Origin of the sequence: Chelativorans composti, assembly GCF_039541695.1 — a bacterium.
Taxonomy (GTDB): Bacteria; Pseudomonadota; Alphaproteobacteria; order Rhizobiales; family Rhizobiaceae; genus Chelativorans; species Chelativorans composti.
This window is the reverse complement of sequence record NZ_BAABGS010000021.1, coordinates 14,423-37,999: the sequence shown is the minus strand read 5'-3', so window position 1 is coordinate 37,999 and position 23,577 is coordinate 14,423. Positions and strand designations below refer to the sequence as shown.

Here is a 23,577-nt window from a genome sequence, read left to right as displayed (position 1 = left end):
CTGCCGACGGGCCCGGCGTTCCCTGTCCGGTCCAGCACGCAGCCTGGGCGCGGCCGGGCATCGCCGCGCGGATGGTCAAACCCCAAAGGTCACGCGTCCATCCTCCGCGATGGTCCAGGCCGGATTCCAGGCGATTTCCCAGGCGTGTTCGTCGGGATCCGCTACATAGCCCCGAAAGCCGCCGTGGGGCGGCGCATCCGCCGCGCGCAGAAGCCGGCCTCCCGCCTCCAGCAGCCGATCCATGAGCGGCGAAACCTCCTCTTTCGTGCGGACAATGTGGGCGAGCGAAAAGGCGCCCGGGGTGCGCAGGCCCGTCCCGTTCATGTCCGCTTCCAGCGAGGACAGCAGGAACGTGCCGAGCACGAAGCCATTCATCTGGTAGAAGATGATCTCCTCGTTGGCGAAAACCGGCGTCCAGCCGAAGCCGTGCTCATAGAAGCGGCGGGAGCGTTCGAGATCCCGGATGCCAAGGGTGATGACGGAGATCTGCTGCCGCATCGGTTCCTCCTTCCGGTAGCCTGGCGTACCCAACGCAGGCTGGCGCATTCGGTTGGCCGCTTTCCGCGGCATACGTCCAGCGCTTTCGGGGGTTACATGCCAACGCCATTGACCTTCGCCGGAGATGCCGAGAACCCCGAATCCGCTACCGCCCCTCGCGGTACCACATGGCGCCGAAGGCTAGCAGCAGGACGCCGAGGCCCAGGAAGCCGGTGAAGAGCGGGACGCGCTGGACCGACCTCAGGACGCTGTCGTTGGTCATGCGCAGGCCGATCCAGTCCCGGCCAGAGGCGACGGAGGCATTGGCGCGAACCGGCACGATATTCGGCAAACTGATGCCGGTAACACCGCGCTCGATGCGACGAACGCTGCCACGGGTCTCTTCGGCGATCGGGCGCAGGATCTCCTCGGTCGAGACAGTGGCGGCAAATTCCGGCGCGTTGACGGGGCCGACATGGGCGAGTGCCGAAAGATCGCCGCTCTGCACCTGGAAGAGGCCAATCTCGTCGGTCTCCATCACGGCATCGAACAGGCCCGGAGCGGTCTGGGCAAGCTGCAGTTCACGGGTGGCGCCTGAGGGTGTCGTCACCGTCACGGGACCGGGATCGTCGGCCATGGTCTGGCGGGTGATCTCCAGCGTCATGCCGCGTCCGGTCGCCGTCAGGCGTTCCTCCTCGAGTTCGGGCTCCTTCATCAGCCAGTGAGCGATGCGCCGGTAGAGCGAGACATAGGGGCCGCCGCCCTCGAAGCCGCGCGCCCAGAGCCAGCCCTGATCCGACAGGAACATGCCCACCCTGCCCTCGCCGATGCGGGAGAGCACGAGCAGCGGACGGTTGTCGGGGCCCTCCATGACGACGTGGCCTTCGGTTTCATCGACACCGATGAGACGGAACCAACGGCTCCAATTGGGCGGATCCTGCTCGGAACCGTCGAGGCCGCGGGTGACGGGATGGCGTTTGCCCACCTCACTCAGCATCGGGCGGAAGCCTGTTTCCAGCACCTCGCCGTTCGGCATGGCCGGAAGCGCGGAGATGAGCGGCGTGCGGGCGATGGACTGATCGCCCGCGAGCTCAGGCCCCGCCGCGATCAGCAGCGCGCCGCCGTTCTGCACGTATTCGGCGATGTAGTCGTAATAGAGCAGCGGCAGCACGTCCCGGTGCTGGTAACGGTCGAAGATGATGAGGTCGAAGTCGTCGACCTTCTCGACGAACAGCTCGCGGGTCGGGAAGGCGATCAGCGACAGTTCGTGGATCGCCGTGCCGTCCTGCTTCTCCGGCGGACGGAGAATGGTGAAGTGGACGAGGTCGACGGAGGCGTCGGACTTGAGGAGATTGCGCCAGGTGCGCTCACCGGAATGCGGCTCGCCGGAAACCAGCAGCACGCGCAGGTTCTCGCGGATGCCATCCACCAGCGCAACGGTGCGGTTGTTGGTTTCGGTAAGCTCCCCCTCCTCGACCGGAATGCGCAGCTCCACGACGTTGCGGCCGGCGATGGGCACGGTGACGGTGAGCGGCATTTCGGCGCCAATCTCGGCCTGCTCGATGGCCTGCAGCTCGCCGTTGACGAAGACCTCGACCTCCACAAATCCCTTCTCGCCGGTGGCGGAGAGCACGCGGTAGACCATGTCCATCGGCTGGCCAACAATGGCGAAGCGCGGCGCGCGCTCGAAACGGATGCGGCGGTCCTTCTCGTCCGGGTGGCCGGTGATGAGCGCGTGGATCGGCGCGGAAAAGCGGGACGCATTCTCCGGCACGTCGTGAACCTGGCCGTCGGTGATCATGATGGCGCCGCCGATGCGTGACGGCGGAACGTCCTGCAGCGCCCCTTCCAGCACCTCGAAGAGACGGGTTTCGGCACGCTCCTCGGCGGCCTCGGCGCGGCCGGCCTCCACGACACGAACCTCGAACTGGTCGAAGCGCTCGAGACGGGCGCGAAGGGCTGCGGCAGCCTCATCCGTCACTTCCGTGCGGTCGCCGATGTTCTGGCTCTGGCTGCGGTCGACCACGAGGGCGACAACGCTCTTCAAAGGATCACGCTGCTCTTCCAGCAGAACGGGATTGAGCAGCGCAAGCGCAATGGCGATGGAGGCGGCAAGGCGCAGAAACGAGCCGCGCTGGCGCAGCACGAGGCCGACCAGAACCAGCAGCGCGATCGGCACCAGGATCAGCGCCAGCGTGGTCAGCGAAAAGAACGGCTCGAAGCTGACGGACCAATTCATCTTACTGCCCCAGCCGTTCGAGGAGTGCCGGCACGTGGACCTGGTCCGACTTGTAGTTGCCGGTCAACATATACATCATGATGTTGACGCCGGCGCGGAAGGCGTAGACGCGCTGCATCGGATCGGACGGAACCGTCGGCAGCAGCGGCTGGCCGTTGTCGTCAATGGCCCAGGCGCCCGCGAGATCGTTGGAAGTGATCATGATGGGTGTGACACCATCGCCGGTGCGCACGGGACGGTCGACGCGGCTCTGCGCGTTGACGGATGCCTCCACCCATAGCTCGCCGCCACGGTAGCGGCCCGGAAATTCGTTGAGGATGTAGAAGGCCTTGGTCAGCACGTGGTCTTCGGGCACGGGCTCGAGAGCCGGGACATTGAGGCCGGAAAGGATCTCGCGCAAGCGGCGCGTTTCCGGCGTCACAGCATCGCCGCTGCCGAAGCCGGCCGAAAATTCGTCGCGCGTGTCGAAGAGCACGGTGCCGCCCTGCTGCATGTAGGCATCGATGCGGGTGATTGCCTCCTCGGACGGGATGGGTGCGTTGACATCGATCGGCCAGTAGATGAGCGGGTAGAAGGAAAGCTCGTCGGTCGCGATGTCGACCGGAGCAGGATCGCCCGGCACGAAGGCGGTCTTGTCGGCGAGGAAGCGGTTCAGACCCTCAATTCCTGCGCGCGTGATGGCGTCCGTGCTGGAAACGCCTGTCACCACATAGGCAATACGGGTCTTGGAGATCGCGTCGATCGCCTCGGCGTCGGAGACTTCCTGCGGAGGCTGCGCGCTCTGGGCAAGGCCGTCGGACGGAGCGACCAGCGATGCGGCCAGAACGGCAGCCACGAGGGCCGCCGCGGCGCCGGTGCCGCGTGCCCTGCTCAGGCGGAAGCGCCTTCCCGCGCCACCGAGCCAGAGCATGGCAAGCGTGTCGAGGGCGAGAAGCCCGAGCGCGGCTGCCATCAGCATGCCCTTGAGCGGCCTAGCGGTGTCGAAGGCATAGGCCGCGCGGGTAACCGGTACGGGCGCCTCCGGCACCCGGATTGGTTCCAGCGCCGCATCCGGCTTCAGTAGGTTGTGAGCCACGAAGCCTTCCTCGGAGCCATAGAGACCGGGGGGATTGGCGCGGGTTACGGGCACGTCGCGGCCCGGCGCCAGCGGTTCGGCATCCTGTCCGGGCGGGACCAGCGCGCCGGTGGCGGAAATCATGCGATAGGGCGGAAGGCTTCCGCCGTTGTTACGGCTCGCGGCGGCAGCGCCCTGATTGCGGGAAATCTGCACGAGGCGGCGCAGCATTTCCACGAAGGAACCAGAGATCGGAAGGTTGGACCAGGTGGCCTCGGGCGTCACATGGAACAGAACCACCCTGCCCTCGCCCAGCTCGGCACCAGTGACGAGCGGCGTGCCATCGGCGAGGCTGGCCCAAGTGCGGTCGGCGATGTCAACCGAAGGCTCAGCCAGAACCTGACGGGTGACTGTCACCTCACGCGGCGGCGTCAGGTCCGAGAACGGACCGTTCGGCGGAAACTCCGTCACCGGCTGCGGCTCGGACCAGGAAAGCGCGCCGCCCAGGGAACGCTCGCCGGTGCGGAGGCGGACCGGCAGCAGGACGTCGTCACCCTCCGCGGCGGCAAGGCGGGGACCGGCAAAGCGGACCAGCGTGCCGCCCTTCCTCACCCATTCCTCGAGCTGCTCATGCACGGAGGGAACGAGCGTGCCCACGTCGGCCATGACGATCATGGCCGGCTGCTGTTCCAGAAGCTCCGGAAGGGCCTTCGTGAGATCGGGGTTCGAGGGCTCGAGCAGGTCCGCGAAAGGCGCCAACGCGCGGCGGATGTAGTAGAGCGGCGACAGCAGCGGCTGTGCCTGGTCGGCCTCCGCCTGCGAGAGCAGGCCGATGCGGCGGCGCCGCGCATTCTCGTCCAGAAGGTGGACGGCGCCGGCATGGTTCTGGCCTTCGATGACAATGGAGGCGAAGTCGTTGCGCAGCTCGAATGGCATGCGCATTTCCGCAAGCACGGAAACGTCACCCGGGCCAAAGGACGCGGGCGTTTCGGCCAGGCGGCGACCCTGCATGTCGAGGGCGACGGCCGTGGCACGGACGGGCATGTCCTGCCCCGCCGGCCGAAGAGCTCGCAGAACAAAGCGCTCCGGCTCGTTGGAGCTGTCAACGATGGTGAAGAGATCGGGCGTGCCGGGATCGAACCAAAGGACTTCGGCCAGATCCGCCCACAGAAGCTCGTCGAAAGCCTGCTCATCGCCCGCGGCGGCAAGGCCGTCGGTGAGAAGCGCGAGCGTGGCGCCCGGCGTTTCGTCCAGCGCGCCAGCCACACGGCCGAAAACTGCCGGCCGGTCCGGCGGAAGGGGCTGCGGTTCGGCAGCGTTCAAGCGGTCGAGCGCGGTAGCGGCATCGAAGGGGCCGATCTCCTGCCCCGGACGCTCTGCAGTGAGCGCCAGAATGACGGGCGTGTCGCCGGCGCGGGCGTCCTCGATCAGGCGTGCGGCGGTCGCCACACGGCGGTCCCAGTCGGGCGCTGAGGACCAGCTGTTGTCGAGCACGATGGCAAGCGCCCTGCCCTGCACGGAGGTGCGCTCGCGCGGGTTCAGCACCGGGTCGGCAAGCGCGAGGATGACGAGTGCGGCCAGAAGCAGGCGCAGCAGCGTCAGCCACCAGGGACTCTTGTTGGGTGTTTCCTCCGGGCGCAGCACGCGGGCGAGGATGCGCAGCGGCGGAAAGACTTCCTCCTGCGGACGCGGCGGCGTCATGCGCAGCAGCCACCAGATCACCGGAAGCGCGAGCAGCCCCCAGAGGATCATCGGCGAAGCGAAGGAGAGCGGCAGGAAGCTCATGGCGGGCTATCCATTCCTTCGGCCATGGCCATCTGGACACGGACCAGCGCCTCGGAGGCCGGGCGGTCCGTGTGGTTGACCGTGTAGCTCCAGCCGAGCTTGCGGCACCACGCCATCAACTCCTCGCGGCGGGCGAGATAGAGGCGGCGATAGTCCTCGGCCATCACCTCGGCGCGGCCCGCGGTGAGCTTCTCGCCCGTTTCGGGATCGCGGAACTCGGTGCGCCCGGTATAGGGAAAGCTTTCCTCGGCGGGGTCGGCAACCTCGATCAGATGGGCGCGAGCGCCCGCGCGGGTGAGCGGCGTGAGCCAGCGCATGGTTTCCCCTGCGTCGAGGAAGTCGCTGACGATGACAGCATCGTTGAATTGCCGGATGGCCGACATGTCCGGCCGCGGGGCGCCGGCATCCGCGTGGATGAGGTGCCCGGTCAGGCGCTCGGCCGCGTCCCGCCCGCTTACAGGACCCATCAGACCCGGCCAGGCAATACGTTCGCCGCTGCGCGCGAGCAGCTCCGCCAGCGCAAGAACGAGGACCAGCGCGCGTTCCTCCTTCGATACCTCCGCCTGGCGCGAGCGGTACAGCATGGAGGGCGAACGGTCCGCCCAGAGCCAGACGGTGTGGGCGGCTTCCCATTCGCGGTCGCGGATGTAGACATGGTCATCACGGGCCGAGCGGCGCCAGTCGATGCGGGAGACGGCCTCACCTTCGACATAGGGGCGGAACTGCCAGAAATTTTCGCCAATGCCGCGACGCCTGCGGCCGTGCCAGCCGGCGGTGATGTTGCTGGCAACCCGGCGTGCCTCGACAAGCAGGTCAGGAAGCAGCGACGCGCCGGTGCGGCCGCGCACAAGCGCGTCCTGCAGAGCGACCGGAGTTGTGACCTCACCTATTCGCATCGGTCCTGACTTGGTTCAGGAGCCTCGGGCACTCCCCCCTCCCTTGGGAGGTCTGCCCCCGGCTTTACCTTAACTTCTACAAGCGTATGCCACGCGGCTGTGTTTTTTTGACGTCAGCCAAGCCGCTCGACGAGACCCGCGATCACGTCGCGGACCCGGATGCCCTCCGCACGCGCCGCAAAGGTCAACGCCATGCGGTGCTGAAGGACGGGTTCAGCCAGCGCGCGCACATCGTCGATGGAGGGCGCGAGGCGGCCGTCATAGAGCGCGCGGGCGCGGGCACACAGGGTGAGCGCCTGGCTTGCGCGCGGGCCCGGACCCCAGCTTACGTTGCGGTCGATGTCCGCGAGGCCATTGCCGGGACGGGCGGAGCGGACCAGGTCGAGGATCGCCTCCACCACGCTTTCGGGTACCGGCATGCGGCGGATCAGATGCTGGATCTCGCGCAGGCGCTCCGGCGTCATGACCTGTTTCGCCCTCGCCTCGCCAACGCCCGTGGTTTCAAGGAGAATGCGGCGCTCGGCTTCGCGTTCCGGATAGAGAACGTCCACCTGCATCAGGAAGCGGTCAAGCTGCGCCTCGGGGAGCGGATAAGTGCCCTCCTGTTCCAACGGGTTCTGGGTGGCTAGAACGTGGAAAGGCGCCGGCAGGTCGTAGCGCTGGCCGGCGACGGTGACGTGATACTCCTGCATGGCCTGCAGCAGCGCCGACTGGGTACGCGGGCTCGCGCGGTTGATCTCGTCGGCCATCAGAAGCTGGGCGAAAATCGGCCCCGGAATGAAACGGAACGACCGGCGGCCGTTCTCATCCTGCTCCATCACCTCGGAGCCCAGAATATCCGACGGCATCAGGTCGGGCGTGAACTGGACGCGGCGCGTCAGAAGGCCGAGGGTGATGCCGAGCGTGTCCACAAGTTTCGTCTTGGCAAGACCCGGAACGCCGACCAGCAGGGCATGGCCGCCCGCCAGAATGGCGACGAGCGAGCGTTCGATCACCGCTTCCTGACCGAAAATCACCCGGCCGACCGATTCCCGCACACGGGCGATGTCGGCAAGAGCAGCCTCGGCCAGAGCGACCATCTCCCTTTCGTCTGCCGTCTCGATCCCGGAATTTTGATCCCTGGAGATGATGCTCATGCGGTCTACCCTTGCTGGTGCGGCAACTTTCCGTTGCCCTCTCGCCATTAAAGCACAGGATGGAGATATTCCAAAAGGAATGGTGAAACGTTCAGCCTCTGCTGACAATCCCGACAACAGTGACTATTTCGTGGCCGGGACAGGATCGCAGGGCAACCGCGAATGAAGGAGGATGCAATGGGACTTGCCGAAGCAGGGGAAGCAGGAGCGCTTTCAGCCCTGATCGAGCGCGCGGCCCGCGCCGGCAAGGGAGCCCCGCCGGTCGAGAAATGGAACCCGCCCTTCTGCGGCGACATCGACATGGAAATCCGCAGCGACGGCAGCTGGTGGTACATGGGCACGCCCATCAACCGCATGCCGCTGGTGCAGCTGTTTTCCTCCGTGCTGCGCAAGGATGAGGATGGCAGGACCTATCTCGTCACGCCCGTGGAAAAGGTGGGCATCCGGGTAGCGGACGCGCATTTTCTGGCGGTGGAGATGGCGGTCACCGGCAGCGGCGAGAGCCAGGTGCTCACCTTCCGCACCAACGTTGGCGACGTTGTGGAGGCGGGGCCCGAACATCCGCTGCGCTTCATGGAGGATGAAGCAACGGGCGGTATCAAGCCCTATCTTGCCGTGCGCGGGCGGCTCGAGGCTCTGGTTACCCGTTCGGTGACCTACGACCTGCTGGAGCTCGGCGAGGAAACGACTATAAACGGCCGTAAGGTGATCGCGGTGCGATCGGGTGGAGCCGTCTTTCCGATCATGGAGCAGGACAGGCTGGAGATGCTTTCCCAATGAGTGCGTGTCCAGGCATGACAGGGATCAGACCGTTTACGGCCAGCGACTTCCGCGAGCGCGCCCGCCTGCACCGGTCGGACGAGGAAACGAAGGAATACGGCGACCACCGGCTGAACCCTTCCCTGCGCGAGCTGTTCCTGAACCAGAAACTGCGTGACGCGGCGGTGCTCATCCCGGTCGTGGACCGGGGGGACGAGGCGACGGTGCTGCTCACCCAGAGGTCCAGCAGCCTGCGCGCCCATGCGGGCGAAGTGGCCTTCCCGGGCGGGCGGATCGATCCCGGAGATCCGTCGCCGGAGGCGGCCGCCCTGCGGGAAGCGGAAGAGGAAATCGGCCTCGACGCCTCTTTCGTGGAGATCGTCGGGCGCCTGCCCTACTACCACACCGGTTCGGGTTTCCGCATCCTGCCCGTTCTGTCCGTGGTGCGGCCGGACTTCCTGCTCACCATAAACCAGGACGAGGTGGAGGATGCTTTCGAGGTGCCACTGTCCTTCCTGATGGACGAGAAGAACCATGTCCGCGGCAGCCGTATCTGGCAGCAGAAGGAACGCTTCTTCTTCCGCATGCCCTATCTGCAGTACAATATCTGGGGGGTCACCGCCGGCATTATCCGGGTGCTTTATGAAAGGCTCTACCATCCATGACACGCATCGAAGCTGCATGGCTTGAAGATCCAAGCCTGCAGAAGCTGCTGGCCGCCCTCTCCGAAGGGGGCGAAGAGGCCCGGATCGCCGGCGGTGCCGTGCGCAACGCGCTGCTGGGCGAACCCGTCGCCGACGTGGACGTGGCCACCACCACCGTCCCCGACGAAACCATCCGGCGCGCGAAGGCAGCCGGATTCAGGGTCGTGCCGACGGGATACGAGCACGGGACGGTTACGGTCATCGACGCGGGCAAGGCTTATGAGGTCACGACGCTGCGCGCCGACGTGGAGACGGACGGGCGCCGCGCGAAGGTTCAGTTCGGACGGGATTGGGCTGCGGACGCCGCGCGGCGCGACTTCACGATCAACGCGATCTATGCCCGGGCGGACGGCGAAATCGTCGACCTGGTCGGTGGCCTGCAGGACATCGAGACGGGAACCCTGCGCTTCATCGGCGATGCGGAAAAGCGGATCGCCGAGGACTACCTGAGGATACTGCGCTTCTTCCGCTTCTACGCCTGGTACGGACGCGGACGGCCCGATCCGCAAGGGCTCAAGGCCTGCGCGAAGCTCAGGGACGGGATGAAGAAACTCTCCGCCGAGCGTGTATGGGCGGAACTCAAGAAGCTGCTGTCGGCGCCCGATTCCTCTCGCGCGCTGCTGTGGATGCGGCAGACGGGAGTACTGACCGTCATCCTCCCCGAGACGGAGAAATGGGGCATCGACACGATCCACGGGCTGATCGACACGGAACGCGCCCTCGGCTGGACGCCGGACGCCATGCTGCGGCTTGCCGCCATGATCCCGCCGGACGTGGAGCGCGTGCGGGAGCTCGCAAAGCGGCTCAGGCTATCCAACCAGGAAGCCGCGCGACTGGAGATGTGGGCCACTGCGCCCGAGCCGCCGCATGACATGGGCGAAGGCGAATTCCGCAAGCTGCTCTACCGTGAGGGCGCCGAGGGGATCATCTGGCGGCTGAAGCTCGCCATCGTTGCATGCCGCTCGCGGGCTGCGGATGAGGGAAAGGCGCTGGAGAAATTTGCAGGCTTCCAACGGCTGCTTTCCATCGCCAATAGCTGGCGGAAGCCGCAATTTCCCGTATCGGGAAAAGATCTGTTGGCGCTCGGCTTCGAGCCTGGCGTGACCATCGGCCAGACGCTCGCCGACCTCGAGCGGAAATGGGTGGAGTCCGGCTTCTCACTCCCGAGGGAAAAGCTGCTGGAAATGGCGGCAGCGGCAAGATGACAGGCTCCCTCACGGGGAGCCTGTCGGTTCATGAAAGGGTCAGGTACCCGTAGCAGCCTTCATTCGACGAGTTAACGCCATCGCCCTTCGACAGACCATTCTTCGACGAAGCTCATCCTTCGAAGAGGTCAGGATGCGAAGGGCAACAGGGCAAAAAGTTGTCAGGCCGCGTTGCTCGACTGGATGCGGGAACGGATGGCCTCGACCATGCTTTCGCGGATGATGGTCTCGCCGTGGGTCTCGCGCATGTGATCCACCGCACGGCGGATGACCTCGGCTTCCTCTTCATGCCGTGTGTGCCAATTGCAACCCGGCACCAGTGAACCGCAATGGAACTCCTTCATCCGATCCTCCTTCGTTTGAATGTGCAGCCGATCGATCCTCGGATCAGGTTCGATTATCGGTCCCCTTTGGGCAAATGTGGGACCTCATCAACGCCCGTGCAAGCCTTCGGGTTTCCCTCCGGTTCCACACAAGGCCGGGAAACGTGGATTTTCGCGGAATTTGTGCGAAAACAGCCCTGGGGATAGCCGCCTATTCGGCGGCGATGCGGTCGCTCAGGAAACCGCCCGACTGGCGCTTCCAGAGGCTTGCGTAGAGACCGCCCCTGCGCAGAAGATCCTCGTGGCGGCCCTCCTCCACGATGCGCCCTCTGTCGAGCACGATCACGCGGTCTAGCGCCGCGATGGTGGAGAGCCGGTGGGCGATGGCGATCACCGTCTTGCCCTCCATAAGCTTGCCCAGGTTCTCCTGGATCACCGCCTCGATCTCGGAATCGAGGGCCGAGGTCGCCTCGTCCAGGATGAGAATTGGCGCGTCCTTCAGCATCATGCGGGCAATGGCGATGCGCTGGCGCTGGCCGCCGGAGAGCTTCACGCCGCGCTCGCCCACATGGGCGTCGTAGCCCATGCGGCCCTTGGGATCGCGCACCTGCAGGATGAAGTCGTGCGCGGAAGCCCTTTTGGCGGCAGCGATAATTTCCTCTTCCGTGGCTCCCGGTCTCCCGTAGGCGATGTTGTCACGGATCGACCGGTGCATCAGGATCGGCTCCTGACTCACGACGCCGAACTGGGCGCGCAACGAGGCTTGGGTCAGATCGCGGATGTCGTGACCGTCGAGCGTCACCCGCCCGCCCTCGACATCGAAGAGGCGGAGCATCAGATTGACGACGGTGGTCTTGCCTGCGCCCGAGGGGCCCACCAGCGCCACGCGCTCGCCGGGGCGGATCTCGAGATTCAGGTTCTCGATGATGCCGCCGTCCTTACCGTAGTTGAAGGTGACGTTCTCGAAGCGAATGTGGCCCTTCGCATGATCGAGGACCAGAGCGCCCGGCTTGTCCTGGATGGCCGGCCGCTGGGAAATGACGCCCGTCGCATCCTGAACCGTCGCATAGGAGCGGATGAGACCGTTGATGTTGAACATCATGTAGCCGGACATCTGGTTGAGGCGCAGGACCAAGCCCAAAGCGGCTGCGATAGCGCCGCTGGTGGTGTTGCCTTCCATCCAGCTCATGACGGAGATCGCGCCCACCGTGGTCATCATGATGCCGTTGACGATGAACACCGCGGCGCGGACGCGGGTGATCGCCCGGCCGGCAATCTGGCTCGCTCGCAGAAGGCGCGCCATGCCATCGCGCACGTAGCCGTGTTCGCGGCGGCCGCTGTCATAGAGCTTGACGGCCATGATGTTGGTGAATGCGTCAACCATGCGACCGTTCAGGATCGAACGTTCGTCGGCGCGGCGGCGACCAGCCTCGCGCAGCGGCGGCAGCAGATAGCGGGCAATCAGCAGATAGGCCCCGAACCAGACGGCGAGGACCAGTCCCAGGATGGGATCGAGGGCCGTCAGGATCGTTCCCGCCAGTATCAGGAAGGTCAGGAAACTCCAGAGCGTCTGCAGGATGGAAATGATGAAGTCGCCGGTGGCCTCGCCACCCTGCATGATCTTGGTGGCGATGCGGCCGGCAAAGTCGTTCTGGTAAAACTCGTAGGGCTGGTCCATCACGCGGCGGAAGGCCTGCCAGCGGACGCGCTGGTAAAAGGCGGGGGTGATGATCTGCTCCTCGATGACCGTGTTGGCCACCATCACGAGGGAACGGACGACCAGCACCAGGAGGGCGAGCGCCAGCAATTCATGCCAGTGATCGGCGATCAGCGTCTCCGGCGTCGACGTGTCCATCAGGTCGATCAAATGGCCCATGCCCCAGTAGAGGCCGGCATCGACCGCACCAGACAGGCCGCCGAGGATCAGGAGGAGGAGGAAGGCGCCCTTCGCCTGCAAAGCGAAGAACAGGATGAAACGGGCCGCTTCCCTGGGCAGAACAGGGCGGTCGGTATCGCCAAAGGCATCGATGGCGTTTTCCGCCCTGCTCCAGAACCGGTCCCAGAAACCAGTCCGTTCATCCTTACCTGTCACTCGGCTGCCTCCGATACGTTCACGTCCAGGAACCCGCCGGACTGATGCTGCCACAGGCGGGCATAAAGACCGCCGCGGGCCAGGAGTTCCTCGTGGGTGCCCTGCTCCACCACCCTGCCCTTGTCGAGGACGATCAGACGGTCCATCGCGGCAATAGTGGACAGGCGATGCGCGATGGCGATGACGGTCTTGCCTTCCATTAACTCATAAAGGTTCTCCTGGATAGCAACCTCCACCTCCGAGTCCAGGGCGGACGTCGCCTCGTCCAGGATCAGGATGGGCGCATCCTTGAGCATGACGCGCGCGATCGCGATGCGCTGACGCTGCCCGCCGGACAGCTTCACGCCGCGCTCGCCCACATGGGCCGCAAAACCGGTGCGACCCTTAATGTCGGCAAGGTTCTCGATGAATTCCAGTGCCTTCGCCTTGCGGGCGGCCTCGATCACCATTTCGTCAGTGGCGTCGGGACGGCCATAGGCGATGTTCTCCCAGACCGAGCGATGCAGGAGAGACGTGTCCTGGGTGACCACGCTGATCTGCGCGCGCAGGCTTTCCTGCGTGACGTCGGCGATGTCCTGTCCGTCGATCAGGATGCGGCCGGACTGCACGTCGTAGAAGCGCAAGAGCAGGTTCACGAAGGTGGACTTGCCCGCGCCCGAGCGGCCCACGAGGCCGATCTTCTCGCCCGGCCGGATGGTCAGCGACAGGTTCTCGATCACACCGCCCTTGCGGCCATAGTGGAAGCTCACGTTCTCGAAGACGATCTCGCCACGGGCGACGGTGAGCGCCTTCGCGCCAGGCTTGTCCTCGACCAGACGCGGCAGCGAGATGGTCGCGATGCCGTCCTGCACGGTGCCGACATGCTCGAACATCTGGCTCATCTCCCACATGATCCACTGGGACATGTTCCAGATGCGCAGCACCAGCCCGATGGCAACCGCGACGGCGCCGATGGAGACCGCGTCAACGGTCCAGAGATAGAGCGAGAGGCCGCCGACCGCGAAGAGGATCACGCCGTTCAGGAGATAGAGCAGGCCATAGAAGCCTGTGACCATCCGCATCTGCGCGTAGACCGTGCGCAGGAAGTCCATCATGCTTTCCCGAGCGTAGGCAGCCTCGCGGCCGGCATGGGAGAACAGCTTGACCGTCTGGATGTTGGTGTAGCTGTCGACAATGCGGCCGGTCATGGCCGAACGCGCATCTGCCTGCTGCTCGGCAACCTTGCCCAGCCTCGGGATGTAGTACCAGAGCAGCGCCACGTAGCCCGCGAGCCAGGCCAGCATCGGGATCAGCAGGAGCGTATCCTGCGCTGCGACGATGATCAGGATGCCGGAGAAGTAGACGACAACGTAGTTCAGCACCTCCACCAGCTTCATGACAAAGTCGCGGACCGCCAGCGCCGTCTGCATGAGCTTGGTGGCGACACGGCCGGCGAACTCATCCTGGTAGAAGGTCATCGACTGCTTGAGCAGGTAACGGTGGACCATCCAGCGGATGCGCATGGGGTAATTGCCCATCAGCACCTGCTGGGAGATCAGCGACTGCACATACACCGCCAGCGGCAGCAGGATCACGATGGTCGCAGCCATCCCCGCCAGCTTCCAGCCCTCCTGCGAGAAGAAGTTCGCGCGGTCATGCTCGGCCAGCCAGTCCACGATGTTGCCGAGGAAGGCGAACATCCACACCTCGATGATCGCGATGAGCGCCATCAGGACGGTGGACAGAGCAATCCACGGCCAGGCGCCGCGCGTGAAGTGGATGCAGAAGGCCAGCAGCGTGCGTGGGGGCTCCCTCGGCTCCTCGTCGGGGAACGGATTCAGCCGCTTCTCATAATAGCTGTAGATCGAATCAAGAAACGTTTGCCATGCACGCATGGAAATTCTCTCGAACTAATGCCGGGACGGCCGCGCCGTCCCGGTGACAATATTTTCCAACCGGGGGCATGGTAAGGTTTCACTTTACGCCCCCGATAAGCATTACTTGTGACCCCTGCCCGGGATATGTGGTCTCTGAACCGGAAGAGGCCGTTTCAGACCGACCTTGACCGCATTGGTCAACACTGCATCGCACGCCGATCGGACATCCTTTGCGGGAAGTTCAAACCAAGGCTTGCGTCCAATTGCTGATGCGAACACGCCCGGCAGGGCAACGTGTGGTTCACGGTCCATGACAGACCCGCACACGGGCGTAAAGCGCCCGGTCTCAAGTTTTTTCGGCATGGTTGAATCCTTCGTGTCCGGAGAACCGGTTCGGCGGATTCGCTCAGTCTGTATGGATGTGATGCGAAACCGCCGTCAGGCTGCTGCGGCCCTGATCCAGGGGCGCGCAACGGTCATGATGACCATGACTTGGTTGTCCACGGCCGCCTCCAGCGGTTCGAGTTGATATTTCGGGCAGGTGAAAGGTCAGATAAACCATCGCCAGCCGCAAAAACAGTATAAATTATAAACAATTGTCGAAATTTGGGCAAGCCAGGCGGGCTTGCAACCCGCCGTTACGCCATGATTACAGACAACCCATGACAAACGACTCACCTCACATTGCGCTGTTTCAGCCCGACATCGCCGGCAACACTGGCGCGATCATGCGCCTTGCGGCGTGTTTCGGGCTTGCCGTCGACATCATCGAGCCGGCGGGCTTCGACCTCTCCGACCGAAACCTCAAACGAGCAGGCATGGACTATTTGGAGCTCGCGACATTGGTGCGGCACCGCTCCTGGGAACATTTCGAGGATTGGCGTAGGCAGGAGGGCCGGCGGCTCATCCTGTTCACCACTTCCGGCGGGACGGTCTACACGGACTTCGCGTTCCAGCCACGGGACATCCTACTGTTCGGACGTGAATCGGCAGGTGTGCCGGATTACGTACACAAGGCGGCCGACGAGCGGGTCATCATCCCCATGCGGGAGGGCGCGCGCAGCCTCAACCTCGCCATGGCCGCAGCCATCGGCAGCAGCGAGGCACTGCGGCAGATCCGGTCAGCCCAGCCCCCGGTGGCCGGGTGAAGGAAAACAGCAGGGCAGAGCCGAAGCGCCCTGCCCTCAGCGATCCAGAGCGGGCCGCAAGCTACCACGTTGCGGCAGGTTCCTGACGGTCAAAGATCTCCGCCAGGCGGCGGCGAGTCCCGGCGGTGGTTTCAGGGGGAAGCGCGTCAAGGGGATAGAACCCGGCCTCGGCAATCTCGCGGTTGGCGGTCACCGGGCCCAGCGAACGAAATCGCGTAACCAGGTAGACCGCCACATGATCGCGGCGGCTTGCCTGCCGGTTCAGATGGATGGAGACCAGCTTCGGCCTCTCTTCCGGTACCACCCTGCCCTCTTCCCTCAGCTCACGTTCAAGCGCGTCCTCCATGGTCTCGCCCGGCTCCACCCCGCCGCCCGGCAGATGAAAGCCGGAGACATAAGTGTGGCGCACAAGGAGAACCGCGTCACGGTCCGCATCGTAAACGACGGCCCTCACTCCCAGCGTCATCGGCCTGGAGAGAAGAAACCAGACGTGCATCAGCCGATGAAGAGCCCGCGACCAGAGAAGTTTGCGCGACATTGACAGCCTTACGGTTTGCGCCTGAGACCTGCCCCATCAAAAGGATCGGGACAGCGCCGGCCGTCAAGCAAAAATGGATTCCGATTCCGACACGGCTGGGGTAGACAGCGGTGATGTTCAAGCTCGCCCATCTTTCCGACATCCATCTCGGACCGCTGCCGGAGGTTCGTCTCCGGGAGCTGCTGTCGAAACGCATCACCGGCTACATCAACTGGCACAGGCACCGAAAGATCAATCTCGACAACGGGATCATCGACGCGCTGAGCTCCGACATGCTCGCCATGAAGCCGGACCATATCGCTCTGTCCGGCGACCTGGTGAACCTCGGCCTCGACAGGGAGATCGAGGTCGCCGGGCTTTGGCTCCAGAGCCTTGGGGCGCCGGATTACATCTCCGTGGTGCCCGGCAACCATGACGCCTATGTCCGCAGCTCGCTGCGCAAGGCCTGCGAGGCATGGGGTCCCTACATGCGGGGAGACGGCGACAGCGGACCGGTGCGGCCCGACAGCTTTCCGTATTTGCGCATCCGCGGGCCCATCGCGCTTATCGGCCTCTCCTCCGCTCGGGCGACCGCTCCGTTCATGGCCACCGGCTATTTCCGCGAGCGGCAGGCAAGGGCCACGGCGGAACTTCTCGACAGGACACGCGAGATGGGCCTGTTTCGGGTGCTGATGATCCATCATCCGCCCATTCAGGGCGCGACGCACCCGCACAAGCGGCTGTTCGGCATCACGCGGTTCCAGAAAATGGTATGGGAGCATGGGGCCGAACTGGTGTTGCACGGGCACACGCACCTTCCAACCATTCACACCATCATGGGACCGGGCGGGGCCCGCGTGCCGGTGGTCGGTGTCGCGGCAGCCGGTCAGGCACATGGTTCGGCCAAGCCGCCGGCGCACTACAACCTGTTCCACATAGACGGCGAAGCAGGCCACTGGCGGGTGCTGCTGACCCGCCGCGGCAGCATCATGCCGGGCGGCGACGTCGTCGAGCTATCACGCCAGTGGATCATCGGCTCTGACGGCCCCGATCACCTCGACCGTTGAGCTCGTTCTCCCCGCCGCCAGGCGGCGTACGCCTATGCACCGCGCGCACAACTGCAACGATGCCATTCGCAGAAAGTCCCACGAGACCTATCGAGACCAGCAGGAGTGCCGGTATCACGAGGAAGAAATAGGGCTCTTGCAGTTCACCCGAGGCATCGACCCATGAATTGTTTGCATGGATCCTCAGAAAGATCAGCCCCATCGCCGCAAAGAATACGGACGATATCCAATCGCCCGTATTTCTTATTCGAACTCTCACAATAATAACCTATCCATATAGCGATGCTATATACAGCATTAAAAATACTATAAAGAACAAAATATCAGAAATTTTCATATGAAAATTGACAAGAAATACAAAATCAAATTAAAAGAATAAGTCTGTGTCGGCCATCTACTAACAGCCAACAGGTCAGCCTGACGGCATTCCGTATCAACAATCGCGGGCCCATTGCGCCCACCGGGCTTCCCTCTGCGCGGGCGATATCAAAGCAATTCAGCGCCGGGGAAACCGGTCCTGCCGCTGCGACCATTCACAGGTCTTGCGCACAAAAGCGGCCATGCGCAAGGCCAAGCATACCGGTAACCGTCAACAGCACGGCCGGGGGTATCAAATAGCTCTCGTAGGGAGCCCGCAGGACATTGCCGTCAAATTCGGCTCGGGAAACAGCCAGATGGGCGAGCACCGCTCCGGCGAGCGTGAAAAGCGCAAACACAATGCAGCTTCTGGAGTTGTTTGTGGCCTCGGGCCCATCCGCATCCGACATGATCCGTGCTCCTGTTCAAACTCCAACAGCCGCAAATTTCTTGAGCCTCAAACCGCTCAGTTCCTCCAACCTCGCCGCACTCTGCGAAGTACTGCAACGGCCCCGCAAGCGATCAGGCCCAGCAATCCGGTCAATGCCAGCAAGGTCCCGGGAATCACCAGACAAAGGTAAGGCTCATGCACGGCCCCATCCGGTCCAATCCAGTTCCTGGACATGGGCGCATGGAAAAAGACCATGCCCGAGAGAAGACAGATGGCGAAGGCGATCCACGTCAGATCCCTCTTCGGCCTGGGCCTGCCATTCTCACCCGTTCGCGAAATAGATGACGGACAAAGCCAAGAGCGCCGCGACACTGAAAACAATCCCAGATAATATTAGAGAAACTAACTTTAAAGTCCGCATTCACTTCACAGATAATCAGAACGCCCTTCAGTGAAAAAGAGTAGCACGAAACGAATTCACAGGTGTGCTTTAAGGTACAACGCCGGTTGGACAGAAAACGGCAATCAGCCCTTTTCAGGCATCCACATCTAAAGCGCCTGCAGAATCCGCTCCAAGACCTGGCCCTTCAGAACAAGCAGAACCAGACTGGCACCGATGACTGCGCCCAGCAACAAAGCCAGGAGGCTTTTCCATGCGTTTTCCCAGGGTCCGTCCGTGTCCGCGGATGGATCCTTCCGCTTCACAACGGGTTCGACATCTCCTTCGATCATCCGCTGGCGCTGCACCATGCGTTCCGCAATATACAAGGTCACCCGCTCGGCTACCGTCTTCACGTCGGCGGATTCCACCAGCACCACCCGTCCCATGCGCGTGTCACGGACGAAGCGGTAGGTACGGCGGTCGCGCCCGAGCGCCACGTGAGCGACCGCGTCGATCCAGAGCCTCGGCTGCTCGCCGTTCGAGATAACAAAATCGAACGATGGATCGTCCGCCGGGACTTCGGCAAACACCGGTTCCAGCTCCACGGCCAGCAGTTCCAGGCGGCTCCGGCTCGCCTCGCGAATGTCGGAAACGACATCCTCTCGTTCGGCAGCTATGTCCCTGACCTCGCGCATCGCCTCGGCGAGACGACCGCCCTTCAGATTCCGCAACAGACTTCCACCCGCCTCATTCATGGGATCCAACTCCATGCAGTCACCCTGGTTACGAGGTAGCACGACATAACGGCAAGACCAGTGAGGCGTGTGCCGTTTGCGACCGCGGAACCGGAATTTAGCCCTAAATGCCGCAAATCAGGCGTGCCATTTCACGCGGGGCCTCCAGCGGCAGCATATGGCCGAGGCCAGGAAGACGCTTCACCTGGAAATCCGCCGGAGCGTTTGCCGCCTGCTGCACAGGCAACACAGGATCGAGCTCGCCCCAGACGAGCTGAACCGGGATCGTGAGGGTTGCGAGCTGCGCGGCGGTGAAGGCCCCCTGGCGGCCATCGCGCACGATCCGCGCAAAGAGCCGTTCAAGCGTTTCGCGCTGGCCCGGTACGGAACGTTCCTTCCATGTCTGCCGGACAAGTGTCTCCGAAGGCGCGAAGGACGGCGCCGCCATGGCGCGAAGGCTGCTGGCGATATCTTCCTCCGTTTCCGAGCGGGCAAGCTGCTGCAACAGCGACGCGTTGATTTCAGGCCCGAATCCGCCGGGCGCCAACAGCGTCATGGAGCGAACCCGCTGCGGTTCAAACAGCCCCACAAGGACCGATACCGCTCCGCCCAGCGAATGCCCGACTAGGTGAACGGATACCATCCCGCGGGCATTGAGATCGGCCAGGATCATCCGGGCGAAGGACGCGGCCGCACCGTCGCGGAAAGCGTCGAGGGACTTACCGTGTCCGGGAAGGTCGTAGGCCAGTATCGGACGGGATGAATCGAGGTGCGCGATCACTTCATCCCAGATGTGGTGGCTGCCGCCGAAGCCGTGCAGCAGAACGAGGGCTTCATCGCCCTCGCCCGGGATTTCGCGCGCATAAAGGCCCGCCGGTCCGGTTTCGGCACCGGCGGCCCGACGATTGTCGTCCCCTCTGGACATGCTGCAATCCTGCCTCATCGGGCGATCCAAGCAGGTCCAACGGGATGACGCAAGCCTACCCGGCCCCACTGTCGGAGCCGAGTCGACCAAATTCATCCGTGAGCGGTCAGCCGATGACGCGGTTGACGGCGGAAACCACCGCCTCGAGCGAGGCAACGACGATGTTGGTGTTAATGCCCACGCCGAACAGGCGGCCGCCCGGGTGCTCCACCTCCATGTAGCAGATGGCGGCAGCATCGGCCCCCTTCTGAAGCGAATGCTCGGAATAGTCGACCACCGTCATCGGGACGCCCAGATACTTCGACAGGCCGTTGATGAAGCCGTCGATCGGACCCGTTCCGTGACCGGTAATCGTCACCTCCTTGCCATTGTCGGTAATCGTGGCCTCGACAATGCGGCGGCCCTTGACCTCCGGATCAGGGAACGTCTGGTGCTCCACGAACTTCAGGCGGGCATCCGGCTGGCGCACGTAGAGATCCAGGAAGCGCTCATAGATGCGGGCGGACGGCAACTCCTTGCCCTCGGCGTCGGCGATGGCCTGGATGTCCTCACGGAACTCGATCTGCAGGTTGCGCGGCAGATTCAGCCCGTAGTCGGCCTGCAGCACGTAGGCGATGCCGCCCTTGCCAGACTGCGAGTTGATGCGGATGATCGCCTCGTAGGTGCGGCCCACGTCCTGCGGATCGATCGGCAGGTAGGGCACCTCCCACAGCTCCTTGTTGGAGGCGGAGAGCGCCTTCATGCCCTTGTTGATCGCGTCCTGATGCGAACCGGAGAAGGCCGTGTAGACCAGCTCGCCCACGTAGGGGTGACGCTCGTGGATGCGCAGCTGGTTCGAGTACTCGAAGACTTCCTTGATCCGGTTGATCTGGCTGCAATCCAGCTCCGGATCGATGCCTTGGGTATACATGTTGAGCGCCAGGGTGACGATGTCCACGTTGCCGGTGCGCTCACCGTTGCCGAACAGGGTACCCTCGACGCGGTCGGCGCCAGCCATCAGCGCCAGTTCCGTGGCGGCCACGGCCGTGCCGCGGTCGTTATGCGGATGCAGCGAGATGATCACGGAATCGCGGCGGTCGATGTTTCGGCACATCCACTCGATCTGATCGGCGTAGATGTTGGGCGTCGACATCTCGACGGTCGCCGGCAGGTTGATGATCATCTTGTTGTCCGGCGTCGGATTGACGATCTCGATGACGGCGTTGCAGATCTCCAGCGCCACTTCCAGCTCGGTGCCGGTGAAGCTCTCCGGAGAATACTCGAAGCGGTAGCCGCCGCCCGCCCTGGCCGCCATATCGGTGATCATCTTGGCCGCGTCGGTGGCGATCTCCTTGATGCCAGCCACATCCTTGCCGAACACGACGCGCCGCTGCAGCTCGCTCGTCGAGTTGTAGAAGTGCACGATGGGGTTCCTTGCGCCTTCCAGCGCCTCGAAGGTGCGCGTGATCAGCTCGGGACGGCACTGCACCAGCACCTGCAGGCTGACGTCATCCGGCACATTGCCTTCCTCGATCACCCAGCGGGTGAAGTCGAAATCCGTCTGCGAGGCGGACGGAAAGCCGATCTCGATTTCCTTGAAGCCCATGTCGAGCAGCAGCGCGAACATGCGCGCCTTGCGGTCATGCCCCATGGGATCGATCAGCGCCTGATTGCCGTCACGCAGGTCCACCGAACACCAGATCGGCGCCTTCTCGATACGCTTCGACGGCCAGGTGCGATCCGGCAGGTTGACCAGGGGATAGGGCTGATACTTGCAGCTCGCGTTCGGCATGCCCTTGCGGCCAACCTGCGGGTGCGGATTCTTCACGTCCATTCGCTTACTCCTTGCGGGCAGATGCCCGCGCCTTCCGAATATGTCTGGATTGCTGGTTCGACTCGTCGAAGGAGCTGCGCCGCGCCGGCGATCGACCGCCGGGCGCTCCTTCAACGGACCCGGCGATCGCCAATAAGGCCGAGAAGAAGAAGCGGAGAAAGCGGGAGCGTGCCCGCAGCCATCGCTGCGGCGTCAGGATAGAACCCGTCTGTGCGTTCCCGGTAAGTCATGGTCAGCTTGATAGCGGAGCCAGTCGAGGGACGCAAGTTTTTTTCGTCGTTCGCGTGTTGTTGGTAACAATTGTAAAGGTGGCAGGGCCATCACCGGACAGCGACAAGACACCGGCATGACTGCCTGAAAAATGCAGGCATTGGCCAAGAAGGAACGTGGCCTGACTTGTGTTCAATCATTCCCCGAGCCGTAAACGCCGGTTACATTGCAGTCACACACCGATGTGATGCCGTGGACGCCCATTCGCGGACCTGCACGCTTCGCACTGAGCTGCCGCTCTCGCTTCACGGATGTGCTGAATTTTCTCAAGGACTCCGGCGCGCTGGTTCGCAAGCGACCTCAGACTGATAGGGACGCGACGGCATTCGCAACGATGGTGCAGGTGAACCAGCCCGAAAAATGCAAGACCGGTTGCACAACAACAGAACTGAATGGCTAGAAATTCCCATCCGTCAGGCATCATTCTGCTCCTTTCCGACCCTCAGAGACGGCCTCAACCTCATTCTCAGCCCCGAAATGCAGAAGCGCAGGAACCACCGCACAGAATGGCACGCTCCCGAGAACCAAGTCGGTCGAGCCCACGGCGGTGCCAAGCACCCATCCGGCTACGGGGCGATCACGCAATCCGCGAATACAGCCGAGGCGAAGCGTGCCACGAACGTGTGGATCGTTGGCGCCACCTCGAGCCTCATTTCCAACTGACAGCGTCCGACCTTCATGGCGCGTTCGGCAACGGCCAACGCCCATACCGCAACGTCCAGTCCCCGATCGGTTGCTCATACATACACACGCATTTGTCGTCAAATTCAGTGTATAATACAACTTATACGATAGTTCGGAGAAGAAGCAACCTGAAACGAATACGGAAAGGGCATCCGCATTTTTTGGCCGCCCTCGACATGTCGGGTCCGAGGCAACAGGATCGTCCTGAGGAGGAAACGTCCGCCGGATGCGTATCCTGCGGCAAGGACAGCCAATGATAACAGGAGGAGCGAATGAAGTTCATGATGCTGATGATACCCGCCGGGTACGAAACGGCAGAACCCGGGACCATGCCGCCTGCGGACGCCGTAGAGGCAATGATGAAATACAACGACGAGCTGCAGAAGGCGGGCATCCTGCGCGACATCAACGGCCTGCATCCGCCGTCCATGGGGGCGCGGGTGTCGTTCGCCAGCGGCAAGCCGGTGGTGACCGACGGCCCCTTTGCCGAGGCCAAGGAGGTGGTGGGCGGCTACTGGATCATCGAGGTGGGCTCGCTTCAGGAAGCCATCGAATGGGCCAGGAAGTGCCCTGCCCGGCCCAACGAGACGATCGAGATCCGGCAAATCATGGGCGACGACGACTATCCGGACGAGATCCGCGAGCTGGTGGAAAAATATCCGGACATGCCATAGGCCGGCGACAGGCTTGCCGGAAATCCCGCGGAGCCGTGGGAGGGGCGGCCGTCGGGCCGCTCCCATTAGTCGCCGTGAACTCGACCGCC

20 protein-coding genes are annotated in these 23,577 nt (G+C 63.6%); 6 read left to right on the top strand and 14 right to left on the bottom strand.

Annotated elements, in window-relative coordinates:
• Positions 1-75: 75 nt before the first annotated feature.
• From ABD906_RS08625 to ABD906_RS08605, 5 genes are all read right to left on the bottom strand, one after another.
• Positions 76-498: a VOC family protein gene (locus ABD906_RS08625; RefSeq protein WP_345099106.1), complete on the bottom strand. Its 423-nt coding sequence runs from the start codon at positions 496-498 to the stop codon at positions 76-78.
• 145 nt (positions 499-643) lie between these two features.
• Positions 644-2,716 carry a hypothetical protein gene (locus ABD906_RS08620; protein WP_345099105.1) on the bottom strand — a complete coding sequence of 691 codons (2,073 nt, stop codon included), beginning with the start codon at positions 2,714-2,716 and terminating at the stop codon, positions 644-646.
• 1 nt (position 2,717) lies between these two features.
• Positions 2,718-5,555 (bottom strand): DUF4159 domain-containing protein, encoded by a 2,838-nt coding sequence (locus ABD906_RS08615; protein ID WP_345099104.1) that lies wholly within the window; start codon positions 5,553-5,555, stop codon positions 2,718-2,720.
• Complete coding sequence (locus tag ABD906_RS08610; protein ID WP_345099103.1) at positions 5,552-6,451, bottom strand: DUF58 domain-containing protein; 900 nt, start codon at positions 6,449-6,451, stop codon at positions 5,552-5,554. Before ABD906_RS08610 ends, ABD906_RS08615 begins: the two co-directional genes overlap by 4 nt.
• 113 nt (positions 6,452-6,564) lie before the next feature.
• Complete coding sequence (locus ABD906_RS08605) at positions 6,565-7,587, bottom strand: AAA family ATPase (protein WP_345099102.1); 1,023 nt, start codon at positions 7,585-7,587, stop codon at positions 6,565-6,567.
• Positions 7,588-7,764: 177 nt separating this feature from the next.
• Between ABD906_RS08605 and ABD906_RS08600 the strand changes: the two genes are divergently transcribed.
• The 3 genes from ABD906_RS08600 to ABD906_RS08590 are packed head-to-tail and all read left to right on the top strand — an operon-like array spanning position 7,765 to position 10,255.
• Positions 7,765-8,367: a DUF1285 domain-containing protein gene (locus ABD906_RS08600; protein ID WP_345099101.1), complete on the top strand. Its 603-nt coding sequence runs from the start codon at positions 7,765-7,767 to the stop codon at positions 8,365-8,367.
• Between the two features lie 14 nt (positions 8,368-8,381).
• Positions 8,382-9,011 (top strand): CoA pyrophosphatase, encoded by a 630-nt coding sequence (locus ABD906_RS08595; RefSeq protein WP_345099100.1) that lies wholly within the window; start codon positions 8,382-8,384, stop codon positions 9,009-9,011.
• A complete protein-coding gene (locus ABD906_RS08590; protein ID WP_345099099.1) occupies positions 9,008-10,255 on the top strand; it encodes a CCA tRNA nucleotidyltransferase in 1,248 nt (415 codons plus the stop codon). The genes ABD906_RS08595 and ABD906_RS08590 overlap by 4 nt, the downstream gene beginning before the upstream one ends.
• Positions 10,256-10,416: 161 nt before the next feature.
• Here ABD906_RS08590 and ABD906_RS08585 read toward each other — a convergent pair whose 3' ends face one another.
• The 3 genes from ABD906_RS08585 to ABD906_RS08575 form a co-directional block, all read right to left on the bottom strand.
• Positions 10,417-10,599: a DUF1059 domain-containing protein gene (locus tag ABD906_RS08585; protein WP_345099098.1), complete on the bottom strand. Its 183-nt coding sequence runs from the start codon at positions 10,597-10,599 to the stop codon at positions 10,417-10,419.
• Between the two features lie 190 nt (positions 10,600-10,789).
• Positions 10,790-12,670: an ABC transporter ATP-binding protein gene (locus tag ABD906_RS08580; RefSeq protein WP_345099097.1), complete on the bottom strand. Its 1,881-nt coding sequence runs from the start codon at positions 12,668-12,670 to the stop codon at positions 10,790-10,792.
• Positions 12,667-14,544: an ABC transporter ATP-binding protein gene (locus tag ABD906_RS08575; RefSeq protein WP_345099096.1), complete on the bottom strand. Its 1,878-nt coding sequence runs from the start codon at positions 14,542-14,544 to the stop codon at positions 12,667-12,669. Before ABD906_RS08575 ends, ABD906_RS08580 begins: the two co-directional genes overlap by 4 nt.
• A 644-nt stretch (positions 14,545-15,188) precedes the next feature.
• Here ABD906_RS08575 and ABD906_RS08570 point away from each other — a divergent pair.
• Positions 15,189-15,674, top strand: coding sequence for a tRNA (cytidine(34)-2'-O)-methyltransferase (locus tag ABD906_RS08570; RefSeq protein ID WP_345099095.1), 486 nt, complete (start codon positions 15,189-15,191; stop codon positions 15,672-15,674).
• Positions 15,675-15,735: 61 nt separating this feature from the next.
• Here the strand turns inward: ABD906_RS08570 and ABD906_RS08565 are convergent, their stop codons facing one another.
• Entirely contained in the window at positions 15,736-16,212 is a 477-nt protein-coding gene (locus ABD906_RS08565; protein WP_345099094.1) for an NUDIX domain-containing protein, read from the bottom strand.
• A gap of 113 nt (positions 16,213-16,325) precedes the next feature.
• On the opposite strand from ABD906_RS08565, the gene ABD906_RS08560 reads away from it, so the two are divergent.
• Positions 16,326-17,258, top strand: coding sequence for a metallophosphoesterase family protein (locus tag ABD906_RS08560; protein ID WP_345099093.1), 933 nt, complete (start codon positions 16,326-16,328; stop codon positions 17,256-17,258).
• On the opposite strand, the gene ABD906_RS16105 is transcribed toward ABD906_RS08560, so the two are convergent.
• The 5 genes from ABD906_RS16105 to leuA all read right to left on the bottom strand — a co-directional run bounded on the left by ABD906_RS16105 (position 17,221) and on the right by leuA (position 21,860).
• Positions 17,221-17,517 (bottom strand): DUF3955 domain-containing protein, encoded by a 297-nt coding sequence (locus ABD906_RS16105; RefSeq protein ID WP_378188518.1) that lies wholly within the window; start codon positions 17,515-17,517, stop codon positions 17,221-17,223. The genes ABD906_RS08560 and ABD906_RS16105 overlap by 38 nt on opposite strands.
• Before the next feature lie 274 nt (positions 17,518-17,791).
• A complete protein-coding gene (locus ABD906_RS08555; RefSeq protein ID WP_345099092.1) occupies positions 17,792-18,025 on the bottom strand; it encodes a hypothetical protein in 234 nt (77 codons plus the stop codon).
• Positions 18,026-18,555: 530 nt separating this feature from the next.
• Positions 18,556-19,119 carry a hypothetical protein gene (locus ABD906_RS08550; protein ID WP_345099091.1) on the bottom strand — a complete coding sequence of 188 codons (564 nt, stop codon included), beginning with the start codon at positions 19,117-19,119 and terminating at the stop codon, positions 18,556-18,558.
• 127 nt (positions 19,120-19,246) lie between these two features.
• Positions 19,247-20,047 (bottom strand): alpha/beta fold hydrolase, encoded by an 801-nt coding sequence (locus tag ABD906_RS08545; protein ID WP_345099090.1) that lies wholly within the window; start codon positions 20,045-20,047, stop codon positions 19,247-19,249.
• Positions 20,048-20,153: 106 nt separating this feature from the next.
• On the bottom strand, positions 20,154-21,860 hold the full coding sequence (gene leuA, locus ABD906_RS08540; protein WP_345099089.1) for a 2-isopropylmalate synthase: 1,707 nt from the start codon (positions 21,858-21,860) through the stop codon (positions 20,154-20,156).
• A gap of 1,226 nt (positions 21,861-23,086) precedes the next feature.
• Here leuA and ABD906_RS08535 point away from each other — a divergent pair.
• Complete coding sequence (locus ABD906_RS08535; RefSeq protein ID WP_345099088.1) at positions 23,087-23,488, top strand: YciI family protein; 402 nt, start codon at positions 23,087-23,089, stop codon at positions 23,486-23,488.
• Positions 23,489-23,577 lie beyond the last annotated feature (89 nt).